General features: G+C 74.3%; 20 protein-coding genes. 9 read left to right on the top strand and 11 right to left on the bottom strand.

Features of this window, described 5'->3' with window-relative positions; all coding sequences use genetic code 11:
* Positions 1 to 92 precede the first annotated feature (92 nt).
* From AB0K34_RS01750 to AB0K34_RS01735, 4 genes are all read left to right on the top strand, one after another.
* Positions 93 to 5,126: a hypothetical protein gene (locus AB0K34_RS01750; RefSeq protein WP_364544562.1), complete on the top strand. Its 5,034-nt coding sequence runs from the start codon at positions 93 to 95 to the stop codon at positions 5,124 to 5,126.
* Between the two features lie 156 nt (positions 5,127 to 5,282).
* Positions 5,283 to 5,879, top strand: coding sequence for a GNAT family N-acetyltransferase (locus AB0K34_RS01745; RefSeq protein WP_364544559.1), 597 nt, complete (start codon positions 5,283 to 5,285; stop codon positions 5,877 to 5,879).
* A 42-nt stretch (positions 5,880 to 5,921) separates the two neighbouring features.
* Complete coding sequence (locus tag AB0K34_RS01740) at positions 5,922 to 6,302, top strand: hypothetical protein (protein ID WP_364544556.1); 381 nt, start codon at positions 5,922 to 5,924, stop codon at positions 6,300 to 6,302.
* 41 nt (positions 6,303 to 6,343) lie between these two features.
* Entirely contained in the window at positions 6,344 to 6,844 is a 501-nt protein-coding gene (locus AB0K34_RS01735; protein ID WP_301177518.1) for a hypothetical protein, read from the top strand.
* Here AB0K34_RS01735 and lysX read toward each other — a convergent pair.
* Positions 6,841 to 10,197, bottom strand: coding sequence for a bifunctional lysylphosphatidylglycerol synthetase/lysine--tRNA ligase LysX (lysX, locus tag AB0K34_RS01730; RefSeq protein WP_364544553.1), 3,357 nt, complete (start codon positions 10,195 to 10,197; stop codon positions 6,841 to 6,843). The genes AB0K34_RS01735 and lysX overlap by 4 nt on opposite strands.
* A 134-nt stretch (positions 10,198 to 10,331) precedes the next feature.
* Between lysX and AB0K34_RS01725 the strand changes: the two genes are divergently transcribed.
* Genes AB0K34_RS01725 through AB0K34_RS01715 form a run of 3 tightly spaced genes read left to right on the top strand, consistent with a single transcriptional unit; the run spans position 10,332 to position 15,494 of the window.
* Positions 10,332 to 12,380 carry a serine/threonine-protein kinase gene (locus AB0K34_RS01725; RefSeq protein WP_301177516.1) on the top strand — a complete coding sequence of 683 codons (2,049 nt, stop codon included), beginning with the start codon at positions 10,332 to 10,334 and terminating at the stop codon, positions 12,378 to 12,380.
* Positions 12,380 to 14,059, top strand: a complete 1,680-nt coding sequence (locus tag AB0K34_RS01720; RefSeq protein WP_301177515.1) for a serine/threonine-protein kinase — start codon at positions 12,380 to 12,382, stop codon at positions 14,057 to 14,059. Before AB0K34_RS01725 ends, AB0K34_RS01720 begins: the two co-directional genes overlap by 1 nt.
* Before the next feature lie 22 nt (positions 14,060 to 14,081).
* Positions 14,082 to 15,494, top strand: coding sequence for a serine/threonine-protein kinase (locus AB0K34_RS01715; protein ID WP_301177514.1), 1,413 nt, complete (start codon positions 14,082 to 14,084; stop codon positions 15,492 to 15,494).
* Here AB0K34_RS01715 and AB0K34_RS01710 read toward each other — a convergent pair.
* From AB0K34_RS01710 to AB0K34_RS01675, 8 genes are all read right to left on the bottom strand, one after another.
* Positions 15,404 to 16,543 carry a DUF6114 domain-containing protein gene (locus AB0K34_RS01710; protein ID WP_301177513.1) on the bottom strand — a complete coding sequence of 380 codons (1,140 nt, stop codon included), beginning with the start codon at positions 16,541 to 16,543 and terminating at the stop codon, positions 15,404 to 15,406. The genes AB0K34_RS01715 and AB0K34_RS01710 overlap by 91 nt on opposite strands.
* A 5-nt stretch (positions 16,544 to 16,548) precedes the next feature.
* Positions 16,549 to 17,178, bottom strand: coding sequence for a DUF6230 family protein (locus AB0K34_RS01705; RefSeq protein ID WP_301177512.1), 630 nt, complete (start codon positions 17,176 to 17,178; stop codon positions 16,549 to 16,551).
* Positions 17,179 to 17,471: 293 nt separating this feature from the next.
* A complete protein-coding gene (locus tag AB0K34_RS01700) occupies positions 17,472 to 18,089 on the bottom strand; it encodes a response regulator (protein ID WP_138642146.1) in 618 nt (205 codons plus the stop codon).
* An 88-nt stretch (positions 18,090 to 18,177) separates the two neighbouring features.
* Positions 18,178 to 18,843, bottom strand: a complete 666-nt coding sequence (locus tag AB0K34_RS01695; protein WP_138642147.1) for a response regulator transcription factor — start codon at positions 18,841 to 18,843, stop codon at positions 18,178 to 18,180.
* Complete coding sequence (locus AB0K34_RS01690) at positions 18,840 to 20,183, bottom strand: sensor histidine kinase (protein ID WP_364544547.1); 1,344 nt, start codon at positions 20,181 to 20,183, stop codon at positions 18,840 to 18,842. Before AB0K34_RS01690 ends, AB0K34_RS01695 begins: the two co-directional genes overlap by 4 nt.
* Before the next feature lie 122 nt (positions 20,184 to 20,305).
* The gene (locus tag AB0K34_RS01685) at positions 20,306 to 21,202 is read right to left on the bottom strand and encodes a cytochrome P450 (RefSeq protein ID WP_301177510.1); all 897 of its coding nucleotides are present in this window, start codon (positions 21,200 to 21,202) and stop codon (positions 20,306 to 20,308) included.
* A 110-nt stretch (positions 21,203 to 21,312) separates the two neighbouring features.
* Positions 21,313 to 21,960 carry a response regulator transcription factor gene (locus AB0K34_RS01680; protein ID WP_138641678.1) on the bottom strand — a complete coding sequence of 216 codons (648 nt, stop codon included), beginning with the start codon at positions 21,958 to 21,960 and terminating at the stop codon, positions 21,313 to 21,315.
* Positions 21,957 to 22,799, bottom strand: a complete 843-nt coding sequence (locus tag AB0K34_RS01675; protein ID WP_364544544.1) for an ATP-binding protein — start codon at positions 22,797 to 22,799, stop codon at positions 21,957 to 21,959. Before AB0K34_RS01675 ends, AB0K34_RS01680 begins: the two co-directional genes overlap by 4 nt.
* 676 nt (positions 22,800 to 23,475) lie before the next feature.
* Here AB0K34_RS01675 and AB0K34_RS01670 point away from each other — a divergent pair.
* A complete protein-coding gene (locus AB0K34_RS01670; protein ID WP_364544542.1) occupies positions 23,476 to 24,624 on the top strand; it encodes a Rieske 2Fe-2S domain-containing protein in 1,149 nt (382 codons plus the stop codon).
* A gap of 174 nt (positions 24,625 to 24,798) precedes the next feature.
* Positions 24,799 to 24,945: a hypothetical protein gene (locus AB0K34_RS01665; RefSeq protein ID WP_171069469.1), complete on the top strand. Its 147-nt coding sequence runs from the start codon at positions 24,799 to 24,801 to the stop codon at positions 24,943 to 24,945.
* Positions 24,946 to 24,950: 5 nt separating this feature from the next.
* On the opposite strand, the gene AB0K34_RS01660 is transcribed toward AB0K34_RS01665, so the two are convergent.
* Both AB0K34_RS01660 and AB0K34_RS01655 read right to left on the bottom strand, forming a co-directional pair.
* Complete coding sequence (locus AB0K34_RS01660) at positions 24,951 to 25,871, bottom strand: hypothetical protein (RefSeq protein ID WP_301175434.1); 921 nt, start codon at positions 25,869 to 25,871, stop codon at positions 24,951 to 24,953.
* Between the two features lie 45 nt (positions 25,872 to 25,916).
* Positions 25,917 to 26,645, bottom strand: coding sequence for a sugar transferase (locus AB0K34_RS01655; RefSeq protein WP_301175435.1), 729 nt, complete (start codon positions 26,643 to 26,645; stop codon positions 25,917 to 25,919).
* Positions 26,646 to 26,647 lie beyond the last annotated feature (2 nt).

Raw genomic sequence — 26,647 nt, 5'->3', positions numbered from 1 at the left:
GGGCACCACCATCGGACCCCTTCCACCGCCCGGTCGCCCGGGCGGGGAACGCGGGAAGGGGCCCGTCCCTCCGTGGGAAGGGGAGGAGCCAGGTGCCTGAGGAGGCCGCCGCCGCGCGCGAGGCGGAGTACGCGGCCCGGCTGCTGGGCTTCCTGCGCGACCTGGCGCGGGCCCGGCGGCGCCCGTCCCGCGACCTCGCCGGCCACGACCACGTCGAGTGGCTGGCCGACCTGCCCGGCGACGTCTACGTGGAGGCGGACGCCGGGCCCGGCGACGTCCTGTTCAGCGTCCCGGTCATCCCGCTCACGCCGCCCGTCGTGCTGGAGGAGTTCGACGGCTGGCTGGCCCTCCGCAACTGGTACCGGGTCCTGCGCGAGCTGGCCGGGCAGGAGGTCGTGCTCGCGACCGGCCTGCTGTCGTGGCGGCCCGCCGTCCACGACCACCTGCTGAGCACGCCCGTCCGCATCGTCGTCGACGAGCGCACCGAACGCGTCGACGTCGTCCTCACCGGGCACACGACCCTGCGCGACCGGGAACTGCTCGCCGGGCATCCCGGGTTCCGGCCCGCCGGCTGGATCGCGGACGCCGTCCAGAACGGCCAGGGCTTCGGGCTGAACCCGTCGGTCGGGGACGTCCTGCGCAAATGGTCCCAGACCGCGCTGACCGGCCCCGCCGAGTACCGGGAGGACTGGACCCCCGGCACCGATGCCGGGCCGCCCGCCCCGCGCATCCGGCTCGCGCCCGCGCTGGTCGTCCGGCCGCCGGGCCGCGGCGCCGTCGCCGACCACCACGCCCGGCTGCTCGCCCTGCTGCCGCGGCGCGTCCCGGACGGGCTGGCCCGGCTGGTGTCACCGGGTCGAAAACCCCAGGTCATGCACATCCCGGAGCGGGCGCCGGAGACCGTCCCCGACCTGCTCGCCGGGATGCTGGCGCGCGGCCACCGGGTACTCGTCGCCACGTCCGGGCCCGGCGCGTCCGCCGCGCTGCGCGCCGCCCTCCCGCCCGGACTCGCCGCGCTCACCGCGACCGACGCCGCCACCGGCGCGCAGGTGCGGGACGCGATCAGCGCCGCCCGCCCCGACGAGGCCGCCGCCGCCGAACGCGAGAAGGCCGCCGCCCGCCGGGTCGCCGAGCTCACCGAGCACCTGGACGGCGAGTCCGCAGCGCCCCAGCCCGACCGCCGCGACGAGGCCCCCGAGCTGTCGTGGCTGCCCGTCCGGCCCGACCTGCCGCCGACCCCGCCGATCTCCCGGTCCGAGGCGGCGGAGCTCGTCGTCCTGCTCGCCGAGGAGAGCCCCGCCCGCAAGGCCCGCACCCGGCAGCGCGACGTCGACCCGGGCGCGCTGCCGAGCGCCGCCTACGTGCGCACCCTGGTCGACGCGGAGCAGGCCGCCGCCGAACGCGCCGAACGCGCCCGGACGGACCTGTCCCAGCGCCTCCGCGACAGCGACGTCACCCTCCTCGCCCGCCTCGACGGCGACGCGTCCGTCGTCGCCGCCGCGCTCCGCGACCTCGGCCTGGACGGCCACCCGGGCGGCTGGAACCCCGCCGACCTCGCCGTCCGCGCGTTCAGCGACGCCCTCGCCGAACGCCGCCCCCTCATCTGGGCCCGCGTCGTGGAGATGACGTCCCGCGCCCAGTGGGCCGAACGCGCCCTCGCCGGGCTCGGCGGCCACCGCGTCGAACTGCCCGCCGACGCCGACCTGCGCGGCCTCGCCGCCGCCGCCCAAGACCTGCGCGGCTACCTCGCCGGCGGCGGCACCCTCAAACGCGGCCCCCTGCGCTCCGCCGCCCAGCGCCAGGCCGAGACGCTGCTCGCCACCGTCACCGTCGACGGCGCCGCGCCCACCACGGCCGAGCTGCTCCACCTCGTCCACACCGACCTCATGGTGCGGATCACCTGCCGCGAACTCCAGTACGTGTGGGAGGCCGCGGGCATCTCCTTCCCCGCCGACCTGCCGCCCGCCGAGCGCATCGCCCGGTTCGTCCGCGCCCACGCCCGCCTCGCCCGCGTCCGGGACGCCATGCCCGCCGTCGACTCGACGCGCACGCTCCTTGACCGGAACGGCTTCGGCGTGTCCCTCGGCCACCCGGCCCAGTGGCACGCCTACGCCACCGCCCTCCGCAACGCCCTCGAAGGACTCGGCGTCAACCGCGCCACCGCCGACCTCGACGCCCTCCGCGACTCGCTCGGCCCGCCGCACGCCGACGATCCCCCCGAACTGGGCGCCGCCGTCGCCGCCATCGAGGCCCGCGACGCCGCCGCCTACGGCCGCGCCCTCGGCGCCCTCGCCGAGGCCCGCCACGAACGCGCCCTGCAGATCCGCTGCACCGAACTCCTCGACCGCGTCCGCGCCGTCCACCCCGACCTCGCCAACCTCATGATCGCCACCGACGGCGACGAGGCATGGCACGACCGCACCCGCCGCTGGGACGACGCCTGGGCCTGGGCGCGCCGCGCCGCCACCGCTGCCCCGCCGCCGCCCGCCCGCACCGAACTGGCCGCCGCCGAGGAGGAACTCGGCGAGGCCCGCGCCGCCCTCGCCACCGCCCAGGCGTGGACGGCCGCCACCGCCCTCGCCGACGTCCCCGCCTGGATCCTCCCGCTCTGGCGCATCCCGGACGTCCTCCCGCCCGAACCCGACTCGTTCGACGCCGTCATCGTGGACGGCGAGCACGAGGCCGGCGCCGAGGCCCTCTTCGTCCTGTGGCTGGCCCCCCGCGCCGTCCTCGTCGGCCCCGCCGGCGCGGACCTCCCACCCCCCGAGGGCCCCCTCCCCGCCACCCGCCTCCCACCCCACCTGCACGAAACGATCACCCCCACGACGACCCTCTTCACAGCCCTCACAGGCCCCCGCACCGAGCCCGAGCAGCAGCACCCAGCCCCCGCAAAGACCCCACCCCGCCGCCTGGACGCCCCACCCTTGGCCCCCCGCGACACGAACCACCCCACCACCCGTCCCACTCCACCCCGCCGCCTGGACGCCCCACCCCTGACCCCGCCCGAACACCCCCCACCCCGCCGCCTGGACGCGACGTCCGACCCAGAACCCCGCCCACCGACAGTCCCCGCCCTCTGGGGCACCCCAGGCCCCCACCCACCCCCACAGCCCCCCGCAAAGGCACAAGACCCACAGCCGTCAGAGGCACAAACACGCCGCCCGCCGAGCGACCCCGAGGCAGAGACGCCGCCCGACCAGCCGCGCCCGCAGGACCCACCGCGCCGCCAAGCTCCGCCGCGCCCTCCGGCGTCGCCGCAACCCTCAGAGGCACAAGGACAACCGGAAACGCGCCGCCCGCCCACCCAACGGCCTTCGCCGCGCCCGCTGGAGGCAGAGGGCATACGCCCGACAGACTCGCCACGCAGGCCAGAGTCGCCGCCTCCGCTGGAATCGCACGGCCCATCCGCCCCACCGCGTCGGCCGCTCCCACCGCGCTCGCTGGAGAGACAGGGACCGCTGGAGTCACACGGCCCTCCCACGCCGCCGCGCCCGCAGGACTCCCCGCGTCGGCCGGATTCACCGCGCTCGCAGGAGTCACACGGGCCGTTGGAGTCCCAAGGTCCTCCCACGCCGCCGCGCCCGGAAGACTCACCACGTCAGCCGGAGTCACCACGTCAGCCGGAGTCACCACGTCAGCCGGAGTCACCACGTCAGCCGGAGTCACCGCGTTCGCCGGAGTCACACGGGCCGTTGGAGTCGCGCCGCCCGCCGTCGCCGCCGCTTCGGCCGGGCTCGCCGCGCCCGCAAGATTCGCCGCGCCAGGCAGAGGCGCCGGGGTCGCCGGGGTCGCCGGAGTCGCGGGGGCCGTTGGAGTCGCGCCGCCCACCTGCGCCGCCGCGTCGGCCGGAGTCGCAGGGGCGGCCTGAGGCGCCGTTGGAGTCCCACGGTCCGCCCGCGCCGCCGCGCCCGCAGGACTCGTCCCGTCAGCCGGAGTCACCGCGCTCGCAGGAGTCGCGGGGACCGTTGGAGTCGCGCCGCCCACCCGCACCGCCGCGTCGGCCAGAGACTCAGGGGCGGCCTGAGGGGGCGCGCCCGCAGGACTCGCCACGTCAGCCAGAGGCGCCGGGGTCGCAGGAGTCGCGCGGGCCGTTGGAGTCGCGGCGCCCACCCGTGCCGCCGCGTCGGCCGGGGTCGCAGGGGCGGCCTGAGGGGGCGAGCTCGCAGGATTTGCCGCGTCAGGCAGAGTCGCCGGAGTCGCGCCGTCCGCCGTCGCCGCCGCGTCCGCAAGATTCGCCGCGTCAGGCAGAGTCACCGCGCCCTCCGGAGTCACGCGGGCCGTTGGAGGCTCGCCCACCCGTGCCGCCGCGCCCGCAGGACTCGCCCGGCCGGCTAGAGTCACCGCGTTCGCAGGAGTCGCGCGGGCCGTTGGAGTCGCGTCGCCCACCTGTGCCGCCGCGTCGGCCAGAGACTCAGGGGCGGCCTGAGGGGGCGCACCCGCAGGACTTGCCACGTCAGCCAGAGTCACCGGAGGCGCGGCGTCCGTCGTCGCCGCCGCTTCGGCCGGGGTCGGCGCGTCCGTCGGAGTCGCCGGGGTGGGCTGAGGGGGCGCGGCCGCAGGACTCACCACGTCGGCCAGATTCTCCGGAGGCGCGTCGGCCGGCTGGGCCGCCGCGGCGGTTGGAGGCGCTGCGGCCATCCGAGTCATCGGGGGCGGCGGGTTCGCCTGAGGGACGGGGGCCGGTGGAGTCGCGTCGTCCGTCTGGGGCGCCTCGGGTGCCGGACGTGCCGCGGCGGTTGGATTCGCCGCGGCGGCAACCGCGTCCTGCGGAGGAGCAGGAGCAGTGGGAGCCGCATCGTCCGCCTGCGCCGCCGCGTCACTCTCGTCCCGCTGACTCACCGCGCGCGCCGGAGGCGCAGGGCGGAGCGTCTTCGGCGGGGGAGGAGCGTCGGGAGGAGGCCGGGGGGCCGGCGAAGGTGCGGCGCGGGCAGTCGATCGTGGGGTACAAGCGGCCCGAGCTGGTCGAGATCGTCGGGCGGATCGCGGAGCGGGAGCCGGATCTCACCGATGAGCAGCTCGTCGAGCTGGTCGCGCGGCTTCTCGGGTGTCCGGAGGACGAGGCGCTGCTTGTCGGGGCGCGTCTCCGGTACGCCGTGGAGACGTACCGGCAGCAGTCGGGCGGCTGACCTTTGGTGGACGGTGGGCTCGTGCGGGCTCTGCAGGAGAGGGCGGCGCGCGGTCAGCCCGCGGAGCGCGTCGTGGACGCCGGCGGGTGGTGGTTGCGGGTCGCTCCCGAGGGGTCGTGGTGGGTGGGGGCGGTGCTTCCCCATGGCGGTGCGGGGATGGATGTGGTGGAGCGCCGGGTTGCGGGGGCGGAAGAGTTCTACGCCGCGCATGGGGCGGTGGCCCGGTTTCAAATCACGCCTGAGGTGTGTCGTGATGGGCTTGATGCCCTTCTGGATGAGCGGGGGTATCGGCGGCATAGTCCCGTGGCGTTGCAGGGGGCGAGCACTGCTCGTGTCCGGGAGTTGGAAAGGACGCTGAAAGTCAGCCTGGACGAGCGTCCGACGCGGGCGTGGTTCGATACCTGGCAGGCGGTGAACGGGGAGTCCCGCGCGGAATGGGAGATGCTCGCCCGGGTGGATCTGCCGTCCGTCTACGTGTCCGCGCTGGTCGGTGGCGATATCGTCGCGGTCGGGCGGGCGGTGGCCGATGACGGGTGGGCGGGCGTTTTCAGTATGGCGACCCTTCCCGAGGCGCGGGGGAAAGGCGCCGCTCGGAATGTGCTGTCCGCACTGGCGGGCTGGGCGGACGCGAACAATGCCGACCGCATGTACCTCCAGGTCGAACGCGGGAATGGGGCGGCGTCGCGGCTCTACGCGCGGGCGGGGTTCACCGAAATGTGCGTCTACCACTACCGGAGCGCCGGGCGGCGGTAATGGGCGTGCGAAGTGTCGGTGGCGACCGGCAGAATCGCGTGCATGGTGGCCGACGAACTGGTTCAGGTGTGGCGGGACGTCATTCAGGGCGACGAGAAGTCGTGGGTCCTGTTCGAGAACGGGACGTGCGTGATTCTGATGGAGCCCGAGGACGACCTGAGCGCGCAGGCGGTGGAGTTGCTGCGCGAGTACGGGCCCGTCCACGCGGGCGGTCCGGCCGGTGACTTCGGGACGATCGATCTTGAGGCGGCGCCCGGATGGGCCGTGTACGGGCACCACGGCGACATCCTCACCTATGTCGCTCCGGACGAGGTCGAGGAAGGCGCGGACGATCTGGTCGTGGGCCTGTTCGGGCGGGCGAAACGGGATCAGGACGGCCGGGAACTCGCCGTGGTCCATGTGGAGGACAAGCGGGCCCGGTGAATTGGCGCACCGATGTCAGCGGATGTCTGTACAAATGTCGTGTGACGGAGTGGGACGAGGAGGCGCTGGCGCGGTTGCGGGCCGCCGCCCATCGGGGCGATGGCGATACCGGGGTGCTTCGGGGGCGTCCGCTCGAACCGGTGCTCCAGTACGCGGGTGACGTGCTGCTCGCCGCGCTGGCCCGCGATGGCGCCGACGAAGCGCCGGCCCGCGCGTGCCTGGACGGCTTGAAGGCGCGCGGCCTGCCGGGTGACGCCGAGTTGGCCGCCCAGCTCGCCGCCGCGCTCGACGGCCGCGCCGATCCGCTCGTCCCGCTGCCGGTCGACCTCGGCGCCGTGGCGGCGGCCCTGGACGACGGCGGTCACGTCCTCGACCTGGAGCGCGGCGACGTGCTGCCCGACGACGAGGAGCTCGTGGAGATCCCCGACCGCTGGCTGCCGGTCCCGCCGGGCGTCCTGCCCGAAGGCGAGGACGCCCGGCGGGGCGCGGCGCGGCAGTGGCTCGCCGAGCAGGGCTACCGGCCCGTCCCGCGCAGCCTCTAGGAGCCGGGGCGCACGAGCGGGAACGGGATCGTCTCCCGGATGCTGCGGCCGGTGAGGGTGATCAGCAGCCGGTCGATGCCCATGCCCATGCCGCCGGCGGGCGGCATCGCGTACTCCAGGGCGCGCAGGAAGTCCTCGTCCAGCTCCATGGCCTCCGGGTCGCCGCCCGCGGCCTGCAGCGACTGCTCGGTGAGCCGCTTGCGCTGCAGGATCGGGTCGATCAGCTCGGAGTAGGCGGTGCCCAGTTCCAGGCCGAAGACGATCAGGTCCCATTTCTCGGCGAGCCGCGGGTCGGCGCGGTGGGGCCGGGTCAGCGGGGACGTCTCGGCCGGGTAGTCGCGGACGAACGTCGGCGCCGTCAGGTGCTCCTCGACGAGCGCCTCGAACAGCTCCTGGACGATCTTCCCCTGCCCCCACTGCGGGTCGACGTTCAGCCCGTGCCGTTCGGCGTACCCGCGGACGGCGTCGCGCGGCGTGCCGGGGGTGACCTCCTCGCCGAGGGCCTTCGACACCGACTCGTAGACGGTGATCTCGTCCCAGGGCTCGGCGAGGTCGTACTCGACGCCGTCGCGGACGACGACGGTGGTGCCGAGGGCGGCGCGGGCCGCGTCCACGACGAGGGAGCGGGTCAGCTCCGCCATCGTGTCGTAGTCGCCGTACGGCTCGTACGCCTCCAGCATCGTGAACTCGGGGTTGTGCTTCTGCGACACGCCCTCGTTGCGGAAGTTGCGGTTCAGCTCGAAGACGCGCCCGACCCCGCCGACGAGCAGCCGCTTCAGGTACAGCTCGGGCGCGATCCGCAGGTAGAGCTGCATGTTGTAGGCGTTGATGCGGGTGGTGAACGGCCGCGCGGTGGCGCCGCCGTGCACGGGCTGCAGCATCGGCGTCTCGACTTCGAGGTAGCCGCGGGACCGGAGGCCCTCGCGGACGGCGGCGACGGCGTCGCCGCGCATCCGCAGCATCCGGCGGGACTCGTCGTTGACGATGAAGTCGACGTACCGCTGCCGGACGCGGGCCTCGGGGTCCGACAGCCCGGAGCTCTTGTTCGGCAGCGGGCGCAGGCACTTGGCGGTGAGCGTCCAGGACGCGGCGAGCACCGACAGCTCCCCGCGCCGGGACGTGACGACCTCGCCGCGCACCCCGACTTGGTCGCCGAGGTCGATGAGCGTCTTCCAGTGGCGCAGCGACTCCTCGCCGAGCGCGTCGGCGGTGAGCATGACCTGGAGGTCGGCGGTCTCGTCCCGCAGCGTGACGAAGATCAGCCGGCCGTGTTCGCGGGCGAGCACGACGCGCCCGGCGACGGCCACCTCGGTTCCGGTGTGGGCGTCGGGGGCGAGGTCGGGGAAGCGGGCGCGGATGTCGGCGGCGAAGTCGGTGCGCTCGCAGCCGAGCGCGTACGGCTCCATCCCGGCGGCGCGGATCTGGTCGAGTTTGGCGTGCCGCACCCGCTCCTGCTCCGACAGCCGCCGCTGCGGGGCGCGCGCCGCCTCCGCCGCCTCCTCGATCTCGTGGATCTTGTCGACGAGTTCGGTGGACGGGACCATCGCGGCGGCCCGGTCGAGCTTCGGCCGGTTGAAGCTCGGCAGGAACCCCTCCGCGCGCGCGTAGGCGAGCCCGAGGCGGATCAGGTGGCGGCCCTGCGTGTAGCAGATGAAGCGGGGCCGCCAGTGCGGCATGTACTTGGCGTTCGACAGGTACAGCGATTCGAGCTGCCAGAACTTCGACGCGAACGACAGGAACTTGTAGTAGAGCCGCGCGACCGGCCCGGCGCCTATCTGCGAGCCGCGCTCGAATGCCGAGCGCAGCATCGCGAAGTTCAGCGAGAGCTGCTGCGCGCCGATCGCGGCGGCCTTCTCCGCGAGCTTGGCGACCATGTACTCGTTGAGGCCGTTCTCGGCGAGCCGGTCGCGGCGCATCAGGTCGAGCGACAGCCCGGCCCGCCCCCACGGGACGAAGCTGAGCAGGCCGCGCAGCTCTCCGTGCGCGTCGAACGCCTCGACCATGACGCAGCGCCCGTCGGTGGGGTCGCCGAGCCGGCCGAGCGCCATCGAGAAGCCGCGCTCGGTCTCCTCGCCGCGCCAGGCGTCGGCGCTGCGGATGAGCTTGGCCATCTCCCAGCCGGGGATCTGCGCGTGCCGCCGGATCCGGACCGTGTACCCGGCCCGCTCGACCCGCCGGACGGCCTGCCGCACCTGCCGCATCTCGCGGCCGTCGAGGTTGAAGTCGGCGAGGTCGATGATGGCCTCGTCGCCGAGCTCCAGGGCGTCGAACCCGTGCCGCTTGTAGATGTGGGCGGCGCGCTCGCCGACGCTGACCGCGCCGGGGATCCACGCGTGCGCGCGGCACTCCTCCAGCCACGCCTCGATCGCCTGGTCCCAGGATTCGGGGTCGCCGAGCGGGTCGCCGCTGGCGAGGGAGACCGAACCCTCGACCCGGTAGGCGATGGCCGCCTTGCCGTTCGGCGCGACCATGACATCTTTGTCGCGGCGCAGCGCGAAGTAGCCGAGGGAGTCCTGGTCGCCGTACTCGGCGAGCAGCGCGCGCGCCGCGAGCTCTTCGCCGGGGGACAGGACGGGGTCGCGCCGCCCCGGCTTGAACAGCGCCCAGAACGTGCCGATCAGCAGCCCGGTGCCGAGGCTCCACAGGATCACGTCGACCCAGAACGGCACGGCGACGTCGATCGGCTTGCCGGTGACGCGCGGCCCGAGGACGGTCTGCGCGATCGCGTAGAGCGGATGCGTCCACACGTCGCCGCTGCGGTTGCGGTCGGTCACCGTGACCAGGAACGTGCCGATGCCGCCGGTCACGATCAGGAGGCTGGTGAAGACGATGGTCGCGAGCCGCCGGTTGGCGCGGTCGGGGAGGGTGGTGAACTCGCCGCGCGCGGAGATCAGCAGGCCGAGCACGGCGAGGTACACGGCGGCCGTGACGATCAGCCCGACGGGGGTGGGCCGCTCCGGGTTGATCAGCGTGGTCAGCACGGCGGTGACGCCGAGCGCGGTGGGCAGGCAGAAGATCAGGACGAGGATCCGCCAGGCGGCCTTCTTGCGCCGCCGGACGCCCATCGACAGCAGGATCCACAGCAGCCCGATGGGCACGCTGGGGAACCAGCCGAGGTACCCGATCCAGCGCAGCGCCCAGATATCGGCTATCTCGAGGATGAGACCATAGGAGACCCACGCGAGCAGCGACAGGATCCCGGAGAGACGGGTGTACCAGAAGAAGATCGTCGGCGCGGCCTGGATGAGCCGCCCCCACTCGCCCCGCAGGCCGCCCGTGCCGTGCGGTTCCCTCTCCGGCATGCCCCCCCAGTCGCCGCGCGGTGTGGCCTTGTTCTTTTTACCGGGTGTCACGTCCATCACGCTTTCGTCCGCGGGCGCCCGTCCGGCGGCGAACCTCGGGGTGGTGCCGGACGTCGTACGGATAGGGGGATGTGGCTTGCAAGCTCGGTCCAAGGTTGTCAGCAAAAGTCGATATGGTCGCGGATATGCCAAATGAACCCACCGGTGAGCGGTTGCTCGCCCGCCGCTACCGCCTGGTGACCCAGGTCGGCCGGGGCGGCATGGGGACGGTCTGGCAGGCGCACGATGAGGTCCTCGGTCGTGACGTTGCGGTGAAGGAGGTCATCCTCCCGCATGGTCTCACCGATGAGGAACGCGCCGTGCACCACAAGCGCACGTTCCGTGAGGCCCGTACCGCCGCGCGGCTCGGCCACCCCGGCGTCGTGACGGTCTACGACGTCGTCGAGGAGGACGACCGCCCCTGGATCATCATGGAGCTGATCAAGGCCCGCTCCCTGGACCAGGTGATCAAGCAGGACGGCCCGCTGGAGCCGCGCCGCGCCGCCGAGATCGGCCGGCAGATGCTCGCCGCGCTGCACGCCGCGCACGGCGCCGGCGTCCTGCACCGCGACGTCAAGCCGAGCAACGTGCTGATCACCGGCACCGGCCGGATGGGCGAGCGCGCCGTGCTCACCGACTTCGGCATCGCGACCGCCGCCGGGGACGCGACCCTCACCCAGACCGGCCTGGTGATGGGCTCGCCCGCCTACATCGCGCCCGAGCGCGCGCGGGGCCGCGTCGCCGGCCCGGCGTCCGACCTGTGGTCGCTCGGCGTCACGCTGTTCGCGATGGTGCACGGCCGGTCCCCGTTCGAGCGGCCCGAGCCGATGGCCGCGCTGGTCGCGGTGATCTCCGAGGAGCCCGACCCGCCGGAGAAGGGCGGCCGGCTCGTCCCGGTCATCGAGGGGCTGCTGCGCAAGAACCCCGACCAGCGGATGGACGCGATCGAGGCCGGCGCGCTGCTGGACGACATCGTCCGGCAGGAGACCATCGACACCCAGCGCACCATGGCCGTCGAGTTCTCCATGGACGACCTCGCCGACCCCCAGGGCACCGTCCAGGACTCCGCCTACCGGTCGCGGCCGTACGCGGAGGCGTACGCCGAGCCGTACCCGGAGACGTACGCGCCCGACCAGCCGCTCCCGGAGGAGATGGAGGAGTCGGGCGGCCGTCCGGAGGCCCCCGAGTCCGGCCCGTCCGCGGCGTCGCCGGCGGCCCCGAAGGCCCCGGCGCCCGAGAACGCCCAGGAGGCGCGCCCGGACCAGCTGACCAGCCTCGACCTTCCCGCCGCCGCGACCCGCGCGGCCAAGCAGGCGGGCCCGGCGGCCCCGGCGGCGAGCCAGGCGAACGCGGAGAACCCCGGCGAGACCGCGCCCGACCCCGACCGGGTCAGGTCGTGGCGCTCCGGGCCGCGCACCGAGCCCGCCGGCGCGATCCGCTCCGACCAGGTCCCGCCCGACCGGCCCGGCCCGGCCACGCACTTCCCGCCGACGACGCACCACCCGTCCGCGCGGCCCGCGCTGGCCGCCAACCGGAACGTGCTGATCGTCGCCGCGATCGTGCTGATCATCATCGTGGTCGTCGCGAGCATCGCCCTCGCCAGCGGCGGCGGGGAGGACAAGCCGGCCCGCAAGGGGGGCGCCACCACCCCGTCCAGCACTGGCGCGTCGCCGTCGACGCTCGCCACGACCGCGTCGTCCAGCGTGTCACCGAGCGCCTCGCCGGGCGGCGGGCTGCCCGCCGGGTTCACCCTGCACAAGGACCGCAGCGGCTACGCGGTGCCCGTCCCGAAGGGGTGGAGCGGCCCGGAGCGCAAGCAGGGCGGCGACTTCTTCTACTCGCCCGACCGCAAGGTCTACCTCCAGATCGACCAGACCGACGACCCGGGCGACAGCGCGATCGACGACTGGCGGCGGCAGGAGCGGGGCGGCGCCGGGTTCCCCGGCTATGTGAAGATCAAGATCGCTCCGACCGGCGACCAGCCGCCCGTCCGCGACACCGGCGACGGCGACGACTCGGCCGACTGGGAGTTCACCTACAACGGCGACGGGGGCCGGGTGCACATCCTGAACCGCGGGTTCGTGGCGAACGGGCACGGCTACGCCATCCTCCTGCGCGCGCCCGACGCCGCCTGGGCCAAGGTGTTCGCCGAGCTGCAGCCGGTCTACGCGCACTTCCAGCCCGCGGACGACTGATGGACGGCCGCCTCCTCGCCGGTCGGTACCGGCTCGAATCCGTGGTCGGACGCGGCGGCATGGGCACCGTGTGGCGCGCCCGCGACGAGACCCTTGACCGCGAGGTCGCGGTCAAGGAGGTCGTGCTGCCCGCCGGGCTGAGCGACGAGGAGCGGGAGAACCGGCACCGCCGGACGCTCCGCGAGGCCCGCGCGTCGGCGCGGCTGAACCATCCGGGCGTCGTGACCGTACACGACGTCGTGGACGAGGACGACCGGCCGTGGATCGTCATGGAGCTGGTGCGGGCCCGCTCGCTCCAGGAGATCGTGGACGAGGACGGGCCGCTGCCGCCCGGCCGCGTCGCGGCGATCGGTCGGCAGATCGCGGGGGCGCTGCGCGCGGCGCACGCGATCGGCATCCTGCACCGCGACGTCAAGCCCGCGAACGTGCTGGTCGCGGCCGACGACCGGGCCGTGCTCACCGACTTCGGCATCGCCCAGCTCGCGGGCGACGCCACCCTCACCGGCACCGGGCTGATCATGGGGTCGCCGGCCTACATGTCGCCGGAGCGGGTGAACGGCGACCCGGCGATCCCCGCGTCCGACCTGTGGGCGCTCGGCGCGACCCTCTACGCGGCGACGGAGGGGCGGGCGCCGCACCACCGCAGCGACGCGATGGCGGTCCTCGCGGCGGTGATGACGCAGGACGTCCCGCCGCCGCGGAACGCGGGGCCGCTCGCGCCCGTCCTCATCGCGCTGCTGGAGCGCGACCCGGTGCGGCGGCTCAGCGGCGACCGGGCGGAGGAGGCCCTCAAGGCGGTCGAGGCGGGCCACGCCGCCGAGCCGGCCGCCGCGCACCCGACGACCGCGCAGCAGCCCGTCCCGTTCCAGGCTCCGGCTCCGGTCCCCGCGCCGGCCGCGTCGGGCATGACCGCGCCGTTCCCGCCCGGTCCCGGATCGCAGGGGGCGACGACCGGGTACGCGCCCGCCCCGCCGCCGATCCCGCCCGCCCCGCAGGCGCCCGAGCCGCCGCGCAAGCGGTCGGCGTTCCTGCCGGTCCTCGGGGGCATCGCCGCGGCGGCCGTGATCCTGTCGGTCGCCGGGGTCGTGTTCTGGATGAACCGCCCCTCCTCGCCCGCCGACCCGGACCTGACGCCGACGCCGCCCGCCGCCGAGGGCACGCCGTCCGCCACGCAGAACCCGCAGGACACGCCGACCAGCGCGCCGCCGTCGCAGCCCGCCTCCAGCGCCACGGCCCTGCCCGCCGGGCTCGTCCGGTCGGTCGGCAACGGCTTCACCATCGGCGTCCCTCGCGGCTGGGTGCGCGCGACGCGCGGCAACAGCACCGTCTGGACCGACCCCGTGTCCTCCGCCTACGTCCAGGTCGACCAGACGATCTGGACCGGGGACCCCTACGACCACTGGGTCGTCTGGGAGCGGGAGGCCATCGCGGACGGCAAGCTGAAGGACTTCCGGCGGGTCGGGGAGATCACCCGCACGACCGTCGCGGGCCGCCCCGCCGCCGACATCGAGTTCACCTGGACCCGGGGGACGGGCCTCACCCGGGCCCGCGACCGGGGTGTGATCATCGACGGCCGGCCGTTCGCCGTGGTGGTGGCGGTTCCCGCGTCCCAGTGGAACGAGAGAGAGCCGCTCGTGAAGAATGTGCTCGACACGTTCCGTCCCTCCGGGGTGGGATGACCGATGGGGGGACTCTTCCGACATGGCACAGGCACGTCTGCTCGGTAACCGCTACCGGCTGGACTCGGTGGTCGGCCGGGGCGGCATGGGCACCGTGTGGCGCGCCTTCGACGTCATGCTGGACCGCGAGGTCGCGGTCAAGGAGGTCGTGTTCCCGCCGGGCCTGACCGAGGAGGAGCGCGCCGTCCTGTACGAGCGGACGTTCCGGGAGGCGCGGGCGTCGGCGCGGCTCAACCACTCCGGCGTCGTGACCGTCCACGACGTCGTGCAGGAGGGCGACCGGCCCTGGATCGTGATGGAGCTGGTCTCCGCCCCGTCCCTGCAGGACGTCATCGAGCGCGGCCCGCTCGACCCGCGCCGCGTCGCCGACATCGGCCTGCAGATGCTCGGCGCGCTCCGGCACGCCCACGAGAAGGGCATCCTGCACCGCGACGTCAAGCCCAGCAACGTGCTGATCACCGGGTCCGGCCGGGTGGTGCTCACCGACTTCGGCATCGCGCAGATGGAGGGCGACGCGACGCTCACGCAGACGGGCCTGGTCATGGGGTCGCCCGCCTACATCCCGCCCGAGCGGGCGCAGGGCGAGCGGGCGGTCCCCGCGTCGGACCTGTGGGCGCTCGGCGCGACCCTGTACGCGGCGCTCGAGGGCCGGTCGCCCTACGAGCGGTCGGACGCGATGTCGTCGCTGCAGGCCGTGCTGACCGAGCCGGTCCCGATCGCGCGGAACGCGGGGCCGCTCGCCCCGGTGCTGGACGGGCTGCTGGCGCGCGAGCCGGTGCACCGGATGACCGCCGCGCAGGCGCAGCCGCTGCTCAGCCGGGTCGCGACGATGCCGGTCCCGTCCCGTCCGGCCCGGCCGCCCGCGCCGCCTCCGCAGCCGCCGTCGGCGAGCGAGACGGTGATGGACGAGCCGTCCGCGCGGCGCCGCCCGGCGTCCCGCGTCGAGGACGCGGCCGAGACCGTCCTGGACCCGGCCGGTTTCGCCGACCCGGTGACCCGCCTCGACCCGCCCGAGCCCGACCCGGTGACCCGCCGCGACCCCGGCCCCGGCGCCGGGGAGCACAACGCGCGGACTTTACTGGAGACCGAGTGGGCGCCGCCGCCCACCAGCCCGAACACCCCGTCCAGGCCGAACGGTCCGCCGCAGACGCCGCCGCCGTGGGAGCAGCCGCAGCAGTTCGCGAACTGGCAGCAGCCGCAGCCTCCGCCGGCGCCGCGCCCGGCCGGGGCGGCGGGCGGTGAGCGTCAGCGGACGGTGCTGGTCGTCACGGTCGCGGTGATCCTCGTCGTGGCCGCGGTGCTGCTGGGGGCGTTCATCCTGCGCGGCAAGCTGCGCTCGAACGCTCAGGCGGCGCCGATGCCGAGCCCGGTGATCTGCGCCCCGTTCGCGGTGACCGACGGCTGCTCGGACACCACGTCCGTCATCACCATGTAGGGGAGCGTCAGCGGCGGCGGGCTCTCCGGGGTGAAGGTCAGCGGGATCCCGAGCAGCTTGGACGACATCTTCGTCGTGTACATGACGACGTCGCCGGTCAGCGTGAGGTTGGGTGTGCGCGTCCGTGACGCGGCCCCGCCACGCGCGGACGTCGTCTGGTCCACGTTCTTCAGGACGGCCTTGGACATGCTGAACTTCAGCGCCTTCACCGTCCCGCCCGCCGAGGGCAGCGACGCGACCCCGTCATAGCTGAGCCCCGACATCGTCAGGGAGTCGGCGCGCAGGGTCGATGCGCCGGTGTAGAGCCGCGTCCCGGAGCCGGCGGCCTGCTTGGACGCGGCCTGGCCGTCCTTCGCCTGGCAGGCCGGGTCCTCGCTCGATCGCAGGCTCTGGAGCAGCTTGCGGAGCTGCTCCTGGGACAGCCCGGCGGCGTTCGAAGGGACGTCCGGGCAGGTCGCCGCCTTGGTGCTAGTCCTCGGAGCGGGCGTCGGAGCGGGCTTCGCGGCGGGGGCGGTGCTGGGAGCGGTCGTCGGGCTGGGCGTCACCACAGGGGCCGTGGGCGCCGTGGGCGCCGTCCCGAAGGGCGGCGTGGGCCAGGGGGCGAGCAGCGGGAGGCCCAGCGCGGCGGGCAGCGCGATGGCGGTCAGCCGCCCGCCGTGCCGAGCCCGCCGGGGCGCGGGCGCCGCGGGCCGTGCGGGTGCGGCGGGGGACCAGGCGAAGCCGAGGGCGCCGCCGACCAGGCCGAGCAGCAGGCCGACGAAGAACCCGCCGAAGTTGGACGTGAGGAACGACGCCAGCGACAGCAGCACGGCCAGGACGCCGTAGAAGCTGCGCTGGGCGGGCTGCGCCCACATCAGCACGCCCGCCGTGACGAGCAGCGCGCCGATCAGCCAGCTCGCCACCCCGGCCATGCCCTGGTGGACGACGAGCGGCAGGGGCGCGAGCGGGATCGCGATCAGTTCCAGGCCGCCGAGGACGGCGAACACGCCGCCCCAGAAGGGGCGCGTCCGCCGCCAGCGGCGGAATCCGGAGGTTCCGGCGGAGTCCATGGCGCTCAGAAGCACTCGTCGCCGAGCTTCATGCTGAGGTCGCTCAGCTTGAAGGTGCCGGCGGTGGTGGCCCACGCGACCTGCTTGACGTTCCGCAGCTCGATGCTGGACGCCTGCTGGCCGAACATGCCCGCCGGGCCCTGGGCGCCGTTCGGGCCCTTGTCCAGCGTGCTGGCGTCCCGGCCGATCTCGATGTTGGAGAACGTGGCGTCGGCGTTGAGCTGCTCCACGTCCAGGACCAGGTCGGACGCCTCGACGGGCTTGGAGCCGGTGCCGGCGGTCAGCCGCAGCGTGAACGGGCCGACCTTCACCGACTGGCACATGTTGCGGATCTGCGCGGACTTGATCCCGGAGATCTGCACCGGGTGCTTCGCGCCGTCCTTGCCGGTGTCGACGCCGCCGTACTGGACGAAGCCCTGCCCGGTGAGGGAGTCGGCGCTGACCTTGAAGCTGCCGCCGGAGACGGCGAAGGAGGAGGCGATCGCGCCCTGCGCGGTCATGAAGGCGAGGGCGCCCGCGCCGATCGCGGCGGGGACGGCGAGGGCGGCGAACCGCTTCCAGCGGACGCGGCCGACCGGGGCGGAGGCGTCGGAGCCGGCGCCGCCGGTGCCGGACGGGTCGGGGGATTCGGACATGGGGGTTGCTCCTGGGGGTCTCGGCGGGCCGGGCGGGGGTCCCGGCGGCACCGGTCGATCTCGTGACGGTGAGTGCAAGTTACTACCAAGTACTTACTTGCGGCAATCGCCGACAGGACCCTCGAAGGTAAAGGATCCAGTCCTTTACCTGCGAAAGCTCTTGAACTCGCTGTCAATAGAGCCGGTGAGGATCAACCACTATCAACTACCAAGCGTGATCGTCACGGGCCGAAGATCCCGGAGTCTGCGGGCCGAAGGTCCCGAAAGCGGGGGGGAGGGGAGAGACCGGCGGGTCAGCTTCCCGCCGAGAAGGCGTCCACGGCGAGGCGCAGCTCGCGGACGTGCCGTTCGAGGGCGTCCACCGGGCCGTCGCCGGCCGCCCGCACCTGGACGAGGTCGCCCTCCACCTTGGCGAGCCGCTCGTCCAGCGCCGCCAGCAACCGCTCGCAGCCCGCGAGGGCGCTCTCGGCGTCGTCGCCGCCGAGCGTGCTGCGCAGCAGCCGCGCCTGCTGCTTGAGCTCCAGGTTGCGGCGGTGCAGGTCGACGAACACCGACACCTTCGCCCGCAGCAGCCACGGGTCGAACGGCTTGGTCAGGTAGTCGACGGCGCCGGCCGCATAGCCCCGGTACGCCTGCTCCCCGGCGCCGCCGCCCGCGGTCAGGAAGATGATCGGGATGTCGCGGGTGCGCGGCCGGGACTTGATGTGCTCGGCCGTCTCGAACCCGTCCATCTCCGGCATGACGACGTCCAGCAGGATGAGCGCGAAGTCCTCGTTGAGGAGTTCCTTCAGGGCCGCCTGCCCCGACGTGACGGGCACGACCTCCACCGGCAGCGCGTCGAGCACGGCCGCGAGGGCGGTCAGATTCTCCTCACGGTCGTCGACGGCCAGGATCCTCGTGTCGTTCGGCACTGGACTCCTCAACGTCGGTGGTGGCCTGTGCCGTCCAGCCTGTCATGCTCCCGCCGACGGCAACAGTGAATCGATGCAGAGTAAATTTCTATGGCAGCCAGCCGGGTTTGACCAACCCCGACTCGTACGCGAACACCACCAGTTGCGCCCGGTCGCGGGCGCCGAGCTTCACCATCGTGCGGCTGACGTGCGTCTTCGCGGTCGCCGGGCTCACCACCAGGCGGGCCGCGATCTCCTCGTTGGACAGCCCCTCCCCGACGAGCGCCATGACCTCGCGCTCCCGGTCGGTCAGGGCGTTCAGCCGCGGCGACGGCGCGGGCTCCTTGGCCCGCGCGGCGAACTCGGCGATCAGCCGCCGGGTCACGCTCGGCGACAGCAGCGCGTCCCCGGCCGCGACGGCCCGGACGGCGTGGATCAACTCCACCGGCTCGGTGTCCTTCACCAGGAACCCGCTCGCGCCGCCGCGCAGCGCCTCGAACACGTACTCGTCCAGCTCGAACGTGGTCAAGATCACGATCTTCACGCCGTCGAGCCGCTCGTCGGCGGCGATCCGGCGGGTCGCCGCGAGCCCGTCCAGGCCCGGCATGCGGATGTCCATCAGGATGACGTCGGGCCGCAGCCGGCGCGCCCCCGCGACCGCCTCCTCGCCGTCGCTCGCCTCGCCGACCACCTCGATGCCCGGCTGCGCGTCCAGCAGCGCGCGGAACCCGGCCCGGACGAGCACCTGGTCGTCGGCCAGCATCACCTTGATCACCGCACACTCCCTCCGGGCCCGCCGCCCGCGCCGTCGTCCGCGCCGTCGTCCGCGCCGTCCTCGTCCACGTCGCCCTCCCGCAGGGGAAGCCCGGCCCGCACCCGGAACCCGCCGCCCGGCCGCGGCCCCGCGTCGAACGTCCCGCCGAGCGCGGCGGCGCGCTCGCGCATCCCGCGCAGGCCGCTGCCGCCGGGCCGGTCGTCCAGCAGGGGCGCGCCCCGCCCGTCGTCCTCGACCCGGACCACGATCTCGTGTTCACCGTAGGCGATCCGGACCCGCGCCGTCACCGGCCCGGGACCGGCATGCCGGGTCACGTTCGTCAGCGCCTCCTGGACGATCCGGAACGCCGCGAGGTCGGTGTTCGCGTGCAGCGGCCGCCGGTCCCCGGTGATCTCGGCGTCGACCGCGAGCCCGGCGGACCGCGCCCGGTCGAGCAGGTCGTCCAGCCGGTCCAGCCCGGCGGTGGGCGCGCGCGGCGCGGTCTCGCCCTCCGAGCGCAGCGCGCCGATCACGCCGCGCATCTCGGTGAGCGCCTCCTTGCTCGCGTCCTTGATCGCGGCGAGCGCCGTCCGCGCCTGCTCGGGGTTCTGGTCGATGAGGTGCAGCGCCACCCCCGCCTGCACGTTGATCATCGAGATGTTGTGCGCCAGGACGTCGTGCAGTTCGCGGGCCATCCGCAGCCGCTCCTCGCTGGCCTGGCGGCGCTCCTCCTCGGCCCGCGTCCGGGCGGTCTCCGCGGCCCGCTGCGCCCGCATCCGGATGAGCTCGCCGCCGATCAGCACCACCAGCGCCCAGCCGACGACGAAGCTCGACCCGCCGAGCGTCGGCTCCTCCACCGGGAACGGCCCGTCCTGCCCGCGCTCGGCGGCCGGCACGCCGATCAGCGCGGTGAGGGAGAAGAACGCGGCGAGCCCGATGCCGGTCCCGGCCCAGGTCAGCAGCCGGTGCCCGGCGGTGATCGCGGCGATCATCGCGACGGCCAGCGCGAGCGGCGCCGGGCCGTAGGTGTAGGCGCGCAGGAAGTACAGCGCGGTCACGGCCGCGACCGCGCACACCGTGAACACCGGGTTGCGGCGCCGCAGCAGCAGGAGCGCCGGGCCGCCGAGCAGCAGCGCGAAGCCGAGCGCGTCCAGGTCGGTGTGCCCCAGCTCGGACGTCCCGCCGCCGTGCTCCCAGGGCGGGCCGCCGGACCGCTCGCCGCCGGCCGGGCCGCCGCGCTGCGCGCCGAGCGACCCGGCGACCTGGATGAGGGCGACCAGGGCCGGGACCACCCAGACCGGCCACGTGCCGGGACGCGGCCGGCCGGTGTGGCCCGGCGGGTGCGGCGGTGAGGTGCTCATGCCTGCACGGTAAGTCATCGAGGTCAGGCGGCACGTCGGCCGCGGGGAGTGCGCGCCGGTACTCCTCGGGAGGTACCCGGAGGGACCGGGCGCCACCGGAGGGACCAGGCGCCACCGAGGGATCAGGCGGTCCAGCGGACCGGCAGATGGGCGAAGCCGTGCCGGGCGCTGGACCGCAGCGGCACCGGCTCGCCCGCCAGCCGCGGCAGCCCCGGGCGTTCGAGCAGCGCGACGAGCATGGCGCGCAGGTGCACCCGCGCCAGCCGCGCGCCCAGGCAGGCGCGGTGCCCGAACCCGAAGCACAGATGCGGCCGCGGGGACTGGACGAAACGGTCCGGGGCGAACCGGCCGGGGTCGGGGAACTTCTCGCCGTCGTGGTTGGCGGAGACCAGCCACAGCGCCACCTGCTCGCCGGGCAGCAGCGGCACGCCGCCGACGGTCGTTCCGCGCAGGACCGTCCGCCACACCTGGAGCACCGGCGTCCACCAGCGCAGCATCTCCTCGACGGCGCTGTCGACCAGCGCGTCGTCGTGCTGCTCCTCCTGGAGCCGGACGTACTCGGCGGGGTGGCGCAGCAGCGCGTACAGGCCCCCGGCGAGGGTGTTGCGCAGCGTCTCGGGCAGCTCGCGCACGACCTCGCCGACGAAGTCGACCGGCTCCCGGGACGGGATGCGGGCGAGCATGGCACGGGCGGGCGGGTCCATGTCGATGTGCGCCGCGTCGCGCGCGTCGCCCGGCGGGACGTCGGCCGGGGGCGCGTCGGCGCCGCTCACGGGGCCGTGCAGCGGGCCGTCCATCTGCGGGGCGAAGAGCTCGGGGTGGGTGAGGGCGTGGTGGACGTCGGAGTAGCGCAGCACGGCCCAGGCGCCGGGCTGCCCGGCGGAGCGCTCGTCCAGCCAGACCACCGGCGTCCGCGCCCTGAGCCGTTCGAGCCGGTCGTGCGGGATCCCGCCGGCGTAGGCGTCCGCGCGGCCGAGGGCCCCGGCGGGGATCGGCGGCGCGCCGCGCGGTTGCGGCATGGGTACCTCCTCTCCGAGGCAGACGCTAACGCGTCGCGGCCGAACCCTGAAGGGCCGGATTCGGCCGTCCCCATGCGCGGGGGCTGCATGGCGCGGCGGGGGCGCGCGGGTCAGCCCGCGAGCCACTCCCCGGTCTCCACGCTGACCAGCCCGTGCCGGGCCGCCTCGATCACCGCCTCCCGCTGCGAGTGGACGCCCAGCTTGGACAGCACGCTCTGCACGTGGCTGCGCGCCGTGCTGCGCGTGACCCCCATGGCCTTGGCCAGCGCCTGCGTGGACTCGCCGCGGGCCAGCCGGGTGAGCACCTCCCGCTCGCGCGGGGTGAGGAACCGCGCGACCTTCTGCGCGCGGGTGTTCGGGCGTGTGCCGCCGCGCAGCGCCGCCTGGTCGATCACGACCTCGCCGTCCGCGACGCGGCGCAGCACGGCGAGGATGTCGCCGGCCTGCTGGCCCTTGTGCGCGAACCCCCGCACGCCCGCCGCGACGCCCGCCTCCAGCACCGGCTGCTCCAGGAACCCGGTCAGCACGACGAACTTGGTGTGCGGGGACGCGGCGCGCAGCCGCGGCATCCAGTCGAGCGCGGTGCCGGACGGGAACCGCAGGTCGATCAGGCAGACATCCGGCTGCCGGGAGCGGAGCACCGGCAGCGCGTCGGCGGGGGAGTAGGCGACCCCGACGACGCTGTGCCCGGCGTCGGCCAGCACCAGCGACAGCGACTCGGCGAAGACCGCGTGGTCGTCGCAGATGACCATCCTCATGGGTGCGGCCGCCAGTCGTCGAGGAAGGCGTCGGCGCCGATGCCGCGGGGCGCGGCGGACTCCGGGGGCGGCGCCGCCGGCAGCAGCATCCGGACCCGCGCCCCGCCCATCTCGCAGGTGCGGATCTCCAGGCTGCCGCCGTAGCCGGAGATGAGGTCGTGCACGATGCCGAGCCCGAGCGAGGCCAGGCCGGGCCGGGCCCGCCCGCGCCCCGGGCGGCCGGGTTCGCCGGGGCGCCCGCCGGCGCCGAAGCCGGGGCCGTCGTCGTCGACCTGGATGACGACCCACCCCTGGTCGGCCTCGACGCGCACGTCGACGCGGCCCGCCGCGACGCGGCACGCGTTGTCGAGGACGTTGCGGACCGCGCGCCACAGGGCGACCGGGTCCATGTGGGCCCAGGACTCGCCGCCGGTGAAGCACACCTCGTGCCGCGTCGCGAGCCGCATCCCGGTGACGACCTCGGCGGTCAGCTCGTCGACCCGGAGCCGCTCGGGGCCGGGCAGCGGGCGGCCGTCCGGGCCGTCCCCGTCGCCGGTGTCGTCCTCGTCGAGCCGGCGCAGCAGGTGGTCGAGCCAGCGGGTCTCGCCGAGCAGCTGCTCGATGCGGGCCCGGCTGGTGTCGCCGACGTCCTCCGCGACGACGACGGCCGAGGCCAGCATGATGATGGTGCCCAGCTCGTGCCGGATGTCGTGGCGGAGCCGGCGCCGCCACAGCACCTGCTCGCCCCGCCCGGCGGGGTGGCCGCCGTCCGGCGCGCCCGCGTGCGCGCCCGCGCCCGCGGGCCCCGCGGGCACCGCGGAGGCGTCCGCCGGGGAGGACCGCGCCCGTCCGTTGTTCATGAAAGTCCCCCGTCCGCTATTCCAGCACCCCATAGACGGTCACCCGGCCTCCCGGCGCATGTCCAGTGAATTGACCGCAACAGACCGGTGCCTGTCCAGAAGTGGACATGTGCCTCACCAGGGCAAACTCGATGCTTTGTCGGAACGTCTCAGTCAGGTTTGTCAGTTCGTCCCGCGGCTTTTCTTTCATACCGGTGGCGTAGCCGCTTTGCGCATTCCGGTGGGTGCGCCGGCGGGCCCGCGGCGGGACAGTCGCCTCATGCCGACGGTCACATTTCTCGGACATGCGGGGGTGGCGGTGGACGCGCAGGCGTTCCACCTGCTCGCGGACCCGTGGCTCGCCCCGACCGGGGCCTTTCTCGGAGCCTGGCACCAGTATCCGAGAAACGATCACCTGAATCCGGACGCGGTGCTCGACGCCGACTGGGTCGCCGTCTCGCACGAGCATCTAGATCATTTCGACCCCTGGGTCATCGACCGCCTTCCGGTGCGAACCCGGATCCTCATTCCGCGTTATCCCGGACCCGCCTTCCGGGAACGCATGGCCGCCGCCGCGGGTGGCCGCCAGGTAATCGAGATCGAACCCTGGGGGAAATACCCGCTTGACAATCGCGGGTCCTGGATCACGGTGATTCCGGAACTATCTCCTATGTGCCACGATGCCGCCTTTCTCATCGTGGCGGACGGGCGCGGGATCCTGCACTGCAATGACGCCCGGCTCACCGCCGCCCAGGCCCGCCGCGCCAAGCACCTCGCCGGCGACCGGCTCGACCTGATGGCGCTGCAGACGTCCGGGGCGTCCTGGCACCCCATCTGCTACGAGTACCCGGCCGCGGAGATGGCCGAGCTCTCCCTGTCCAAGCGGATCTCCAAGCTGCGCGCGGTGCAGCGCCTCGTCCGGCAGACCGAGCCGGAGCTGGCCGTCCCGTTCGCGGGCCCGCCGTGCTTCCTGGACGCCGAGGTCGAGCACCTCAACTGGGTGCTCGGCCAGGAGGACGGCGCGTTCTGCGACCCGGAGGTCTCGACGGCGTGGCTGCGCGAGCACCTGCCGCGGCAGCGCTGGGACCACTTCCTGCCCGGCGACGCGATCGACCTGGACACCGGCGAGATCACCCGCGACCCGGTCTCGGCGGAGTTCTCCTTCGCCGACGCCGACCGGGGCGACTACCTCAAGCGGTACGCCGCCGACCGCGCGCCCGCCCTCGCCGCGGTGCTCGCCGAGTACCCCGAGCCGGGCCCCGACCTGTTCGACCGCTTCGCCGCCCACTTCACCCACCTGGGCGGCCTCAGCGACTACTTCCGCCGCCGCATCGCGATGACCGTCCGCTTCGAGATCACCGGGCCGAACGGCGGGGCCTGGGACGTCGACTTCGGCGAGGACGGCGTCACCGTGGCGGTCGCGGGCCCGGACGTCCGCCCGCACTACCGGATCACCACCGCCGGACGCTGGCTGGACGCCGTCCTCACCGGCCGGATGGCCTGGGAGGACCTGCTCATCTCGTTCCGGCTCAGCCTCTACCGCGACCCGGACGTCTACAACGACCACCTGGTCGGGCTGCTCAAGCACGCCAACGCGCCCGCGCTGCAGGCCGTCGAGGCGTACGAGACGGGGCGGGACGAGTCCGAGCGCATCACCGTCGACTGCGACGGCGCCCGCTACGACATCCCGCGCTACTGCCCGCACGCCGGCGAGGACCTGTCCGTCGGCGCCGTCGTCCGCGACGGCCGGATCCACTGCCTGGCCCACAACTTCGCCTTCGACCTCGCCACCGGCGAGTGCCTCAACGCCCGAGCCGCCAACCTCACCAGCCGCAAACTCCCGTAGACCCCGCCCCTGAGGGCCGGGCGCCTCCCGCGCCGCCCGGCCCGCAGTGCTGCACGGGCGGGCCGTAACAAGGGCATTACGTCTTGTGTGCGGTGAAGTGTTCCGGGCCACGGCGTAGATCATCGTGTGTTACGTTTGACCTGCGTTTCTGGGGGTTTTGAAGGGGTGCGGGACTTGAACCGCAAGAAGCTCGGCCTGCTGGCCGTCGCGTTCGTTCTGCTCGTCGGTGCAATGGAGATGGCGGCCCTGAAGCTCGGGTCGCTCGACTTCCCGGTGCCGTCCGGCGCACAGCATCCGGCCGTCGCCGACGATCCCGGCTAGGCCGGTCAGCTCCCTAGGTTGCGGGCCCGCATGATGCTCTGCAGGTCGGGGTGCTTCCCGCCGGTCGCGTCGGCGAGCGTCGGGCAGGCCCACTCGTCCTGGCGGCCCCAGGAGTAGGAGATCTCCAGCGGTGGGCGCGGCGCGAGCCGGTCCCAGCGGGCGAGGATCTCGCGGAACTGGGTCCGCGTCGGCAGCCAGTACTGCTTGTCGCCCTTGGTGCAGCCCTGCCCGAACGTCTGCAGGACGGGCGCGACCCGGGCGCGGGGGATGCCGGCGGCGTCCGCCAGGCGGACCATCCGGTCGATGGCCCCGATGTCGCAGCGCTCGCGCGTCCTGGCCGACCCCTTGCACGGGTACGGGTCGAGCCCGATCAGGTCGACGCCGACGCGCTTCGGCGCGAGCGGCTTCATCGGCCAGTCGGTCAGTGAGATGAACGAGACCTGGCCGGGCGCGTGGCGCTCGATGTACTGGGCGCGGCGGCGGATCTCACCGGCGACCTCGGGGCAGTCGCCGGGGTTCGGCTCGTCCGAGAGGTACCAGCCGTACACCTTCGGGTCGCGCCCGAACCGCTGCACGGCCCGCTGGAACGCGTCCCAGCCGAGCTCGAAGTCGCCGCAGGTGAAGTTGCCGACCCACAGCAGCGCCTGCATCCCGGCGGGGACGCCGGCGACGAGGGCCGGGTCGGCCTTCACGTCCACCAGGTCGTAGCCGAGCGCCTTCAGCCGCGGGTAGTCGGCGGGCTGGGTGTTCAGCGCGATCCGCCGCGTCGGCGGGGGATGCGCGGCGGGCGTGCCGGGCGAGGCGAGCGGCCCCCGGTAGGGCTGGTAGCCGGCCTTCCGGTGCCCGACGTAGAAGAGGAACCCGGCGACCAGGACGACCGCGGTCACGATGGCCCAGATCCGGACCCGGACGTCCCGGATGTCCATGCTTCCTCCCCGATGGCGGCCGGCCCGCCCGGCCGGGCGGGCTGGTCAGGCGGCGGAGCCGGGCTCCTCCGCAGGACGGACGGGCTGCTCGGCCCCGGCCGCGTCCCGCCGGAGCGGCGGCAGCGGCGGCAGCGGGATGCCGAGGATGTGCTTGACCGTGTCCCACAGCGCGCCGAACGTGGCGCTCATCGACGGGTCGCGCAGGTAGACGGCGTCCACCGCGACCCGCGCGGGCACGATCCGCTCGATGTAGTTGGCGAGGTCGACCTCCTCGTCCGGTCCGAGGACGTCGAAGTCGCGCAGCCGCACCTCCGACACCCCGGTCAGCCCGGGCCGGTGGTCGAACACCCAGCGGCAGTCGGCGGCGTAGTGGACGGCGAGGTCGTAGGTCTCCGGGCGCGGCCCGACCAGCGTCATCTGGCCGCGCAGCACGTTCACCAGCTGCGGCAGCTCGTCCAGCGACCACTGCCGCAGCAGCTTGCCGACCTTCGTGAGCCGCGGGTCGCAGTTGGCGGTGACGGTGAGGCCGCCGACGCCCTGCCGCATGGTCCGGAACTTGTACATCGTGAACGGCCGCCCGCCCTGCCCGACCCGCGTCTGCCGGAACACGCCGGGACCGGGGCTGGACAGCCGCACCAGCACGTAGATCAGCAGCAGCGGGACGCTGAGGAGCAGCAGCCCGGTGAGCGCGCCGGCGACGTCCAGCACGCGCCGCGGCCTGGACGGCGGGACCCCGCCGGACGGTTCGAGCGGACGGCTCGCGAGCTCGGACATGA

Source organism: Actinomadura sp. NPDC049382, from assembly GCF_040677125.1.
Classification (GTDB): Bacteria; Actinomycetota; Actinomycetes; order Streptosporangiales; family Streptosporangiaceae; genus Spirillospora; species Spirillospora geliboluensis.
The sequence above is the reverse complement of the archived record's forward strand: the minus strand, read 5'-3'. Positions and strand labels throughout refer to the sequence as shown.

What these genes read in the sequence shown, in the direction of transcription:
- AB0K34_RS01745 (WP_364544559.1), top strand. Translation starts at nt 5,283, where the DNA reads ATGGATGTGGTGGAGCGCCGGGTTGCGGGGGCGGAAGAGTTCTACGCC.
- AB0K34_RS01740 (WP_364544556.1), top strand. Translation starts at nt 5,922, where the DNA reads ATGGTGGCCGACGAACTGGTTCAGGTGTGGCGGGACGTCATTCAGGGC.
- AB0K34_RS01725 (WP_301177516.1), top strand. Translation starts at nt 10,332, where the DNA reads ATGCCAAATGAACCCACCGGTGAGCGGTTGCTCGCCCGCCGCTACCGC.
- AB0K34_RS01720 (WP_301177515.1), top strand. Translation starts at nt 12,380, where the DNA reads ATGGACGGCCGCCTCCTCGCCGGTCGGTACCGGCTCGAATCCGTGGTC.
- AB0K34_RS01715 (WP_301177514.1), top strand. Translation starts at nt 14,082, where the DNA reads ATGGCACAGGCACGTCTGCTCGGTAACCGCTACCGGCTGGACTCGGTG.
- AB0K34_RS01710 (WP_301177513.1), bottom strand. Translation starts at nt 16,543, where the DNA reads ATGGACTCCGCCGGAACCTCCGGATTCCGCCGCTGGCGGCGGACGCGC.
- AB0K34_RS01705 (WP_301177512.1), bottom strand. Translation starts at nt 17,178, where the DNA reads ATGTCCGAATCCCCCGACCCGTCCGGCACCGGCGGCGCCGGCTCCGAC.
- AB0K34_RS01690 (WP_364544547.1), bottom strand. Translation starts at nt 20,183, where the DNA reads ATGAGCACCTCACCGCCGCACCCGCCGGGCCACACCGGCCGGCCGCGT.
- AB0K34_RS01685 (WP_301177510.1), bottom strand. Translation starts at nt 21,202, where the DNA reads ATGCCGCAACCGCGCGGCGCGCCGCCGATCCCCGCCGGGGCCCTCGGC.
- AB0K34_RS01680 (WP_138641678.1), bottom strand. Translation starts at nt 21,960, where the DNA reads ATGAGGATGGTCATCTGCGACGACCACGCGGTCTTCGCCGAGTCGCTG.
- AB0K34_RS01675 (WP_364544544.1), bottom strand. Translation starts at nt 22,799, where the DNA reads ATGAACAACGGACGGGCGCGGTCCTCCCCGGCGGACGCCTCCGCGGTG.
- AB0K34_RS01660 (WP_301175434.1), bottom strand. Translation starts at nt 25,871, where the DNA reads ATGGACATCCGGGACGTCCGGGTCCGGATCTGGGCCATCGTGACCGCG.
- AB0K34_RS01655 (WP_301175435.1), bottom strand. Translation starts at nt 26,645, where the DNA reads ATGTCCGAGCTCGCGAGCCGTCCGCTCGAACCGTCCGGCGGGGTCCCG.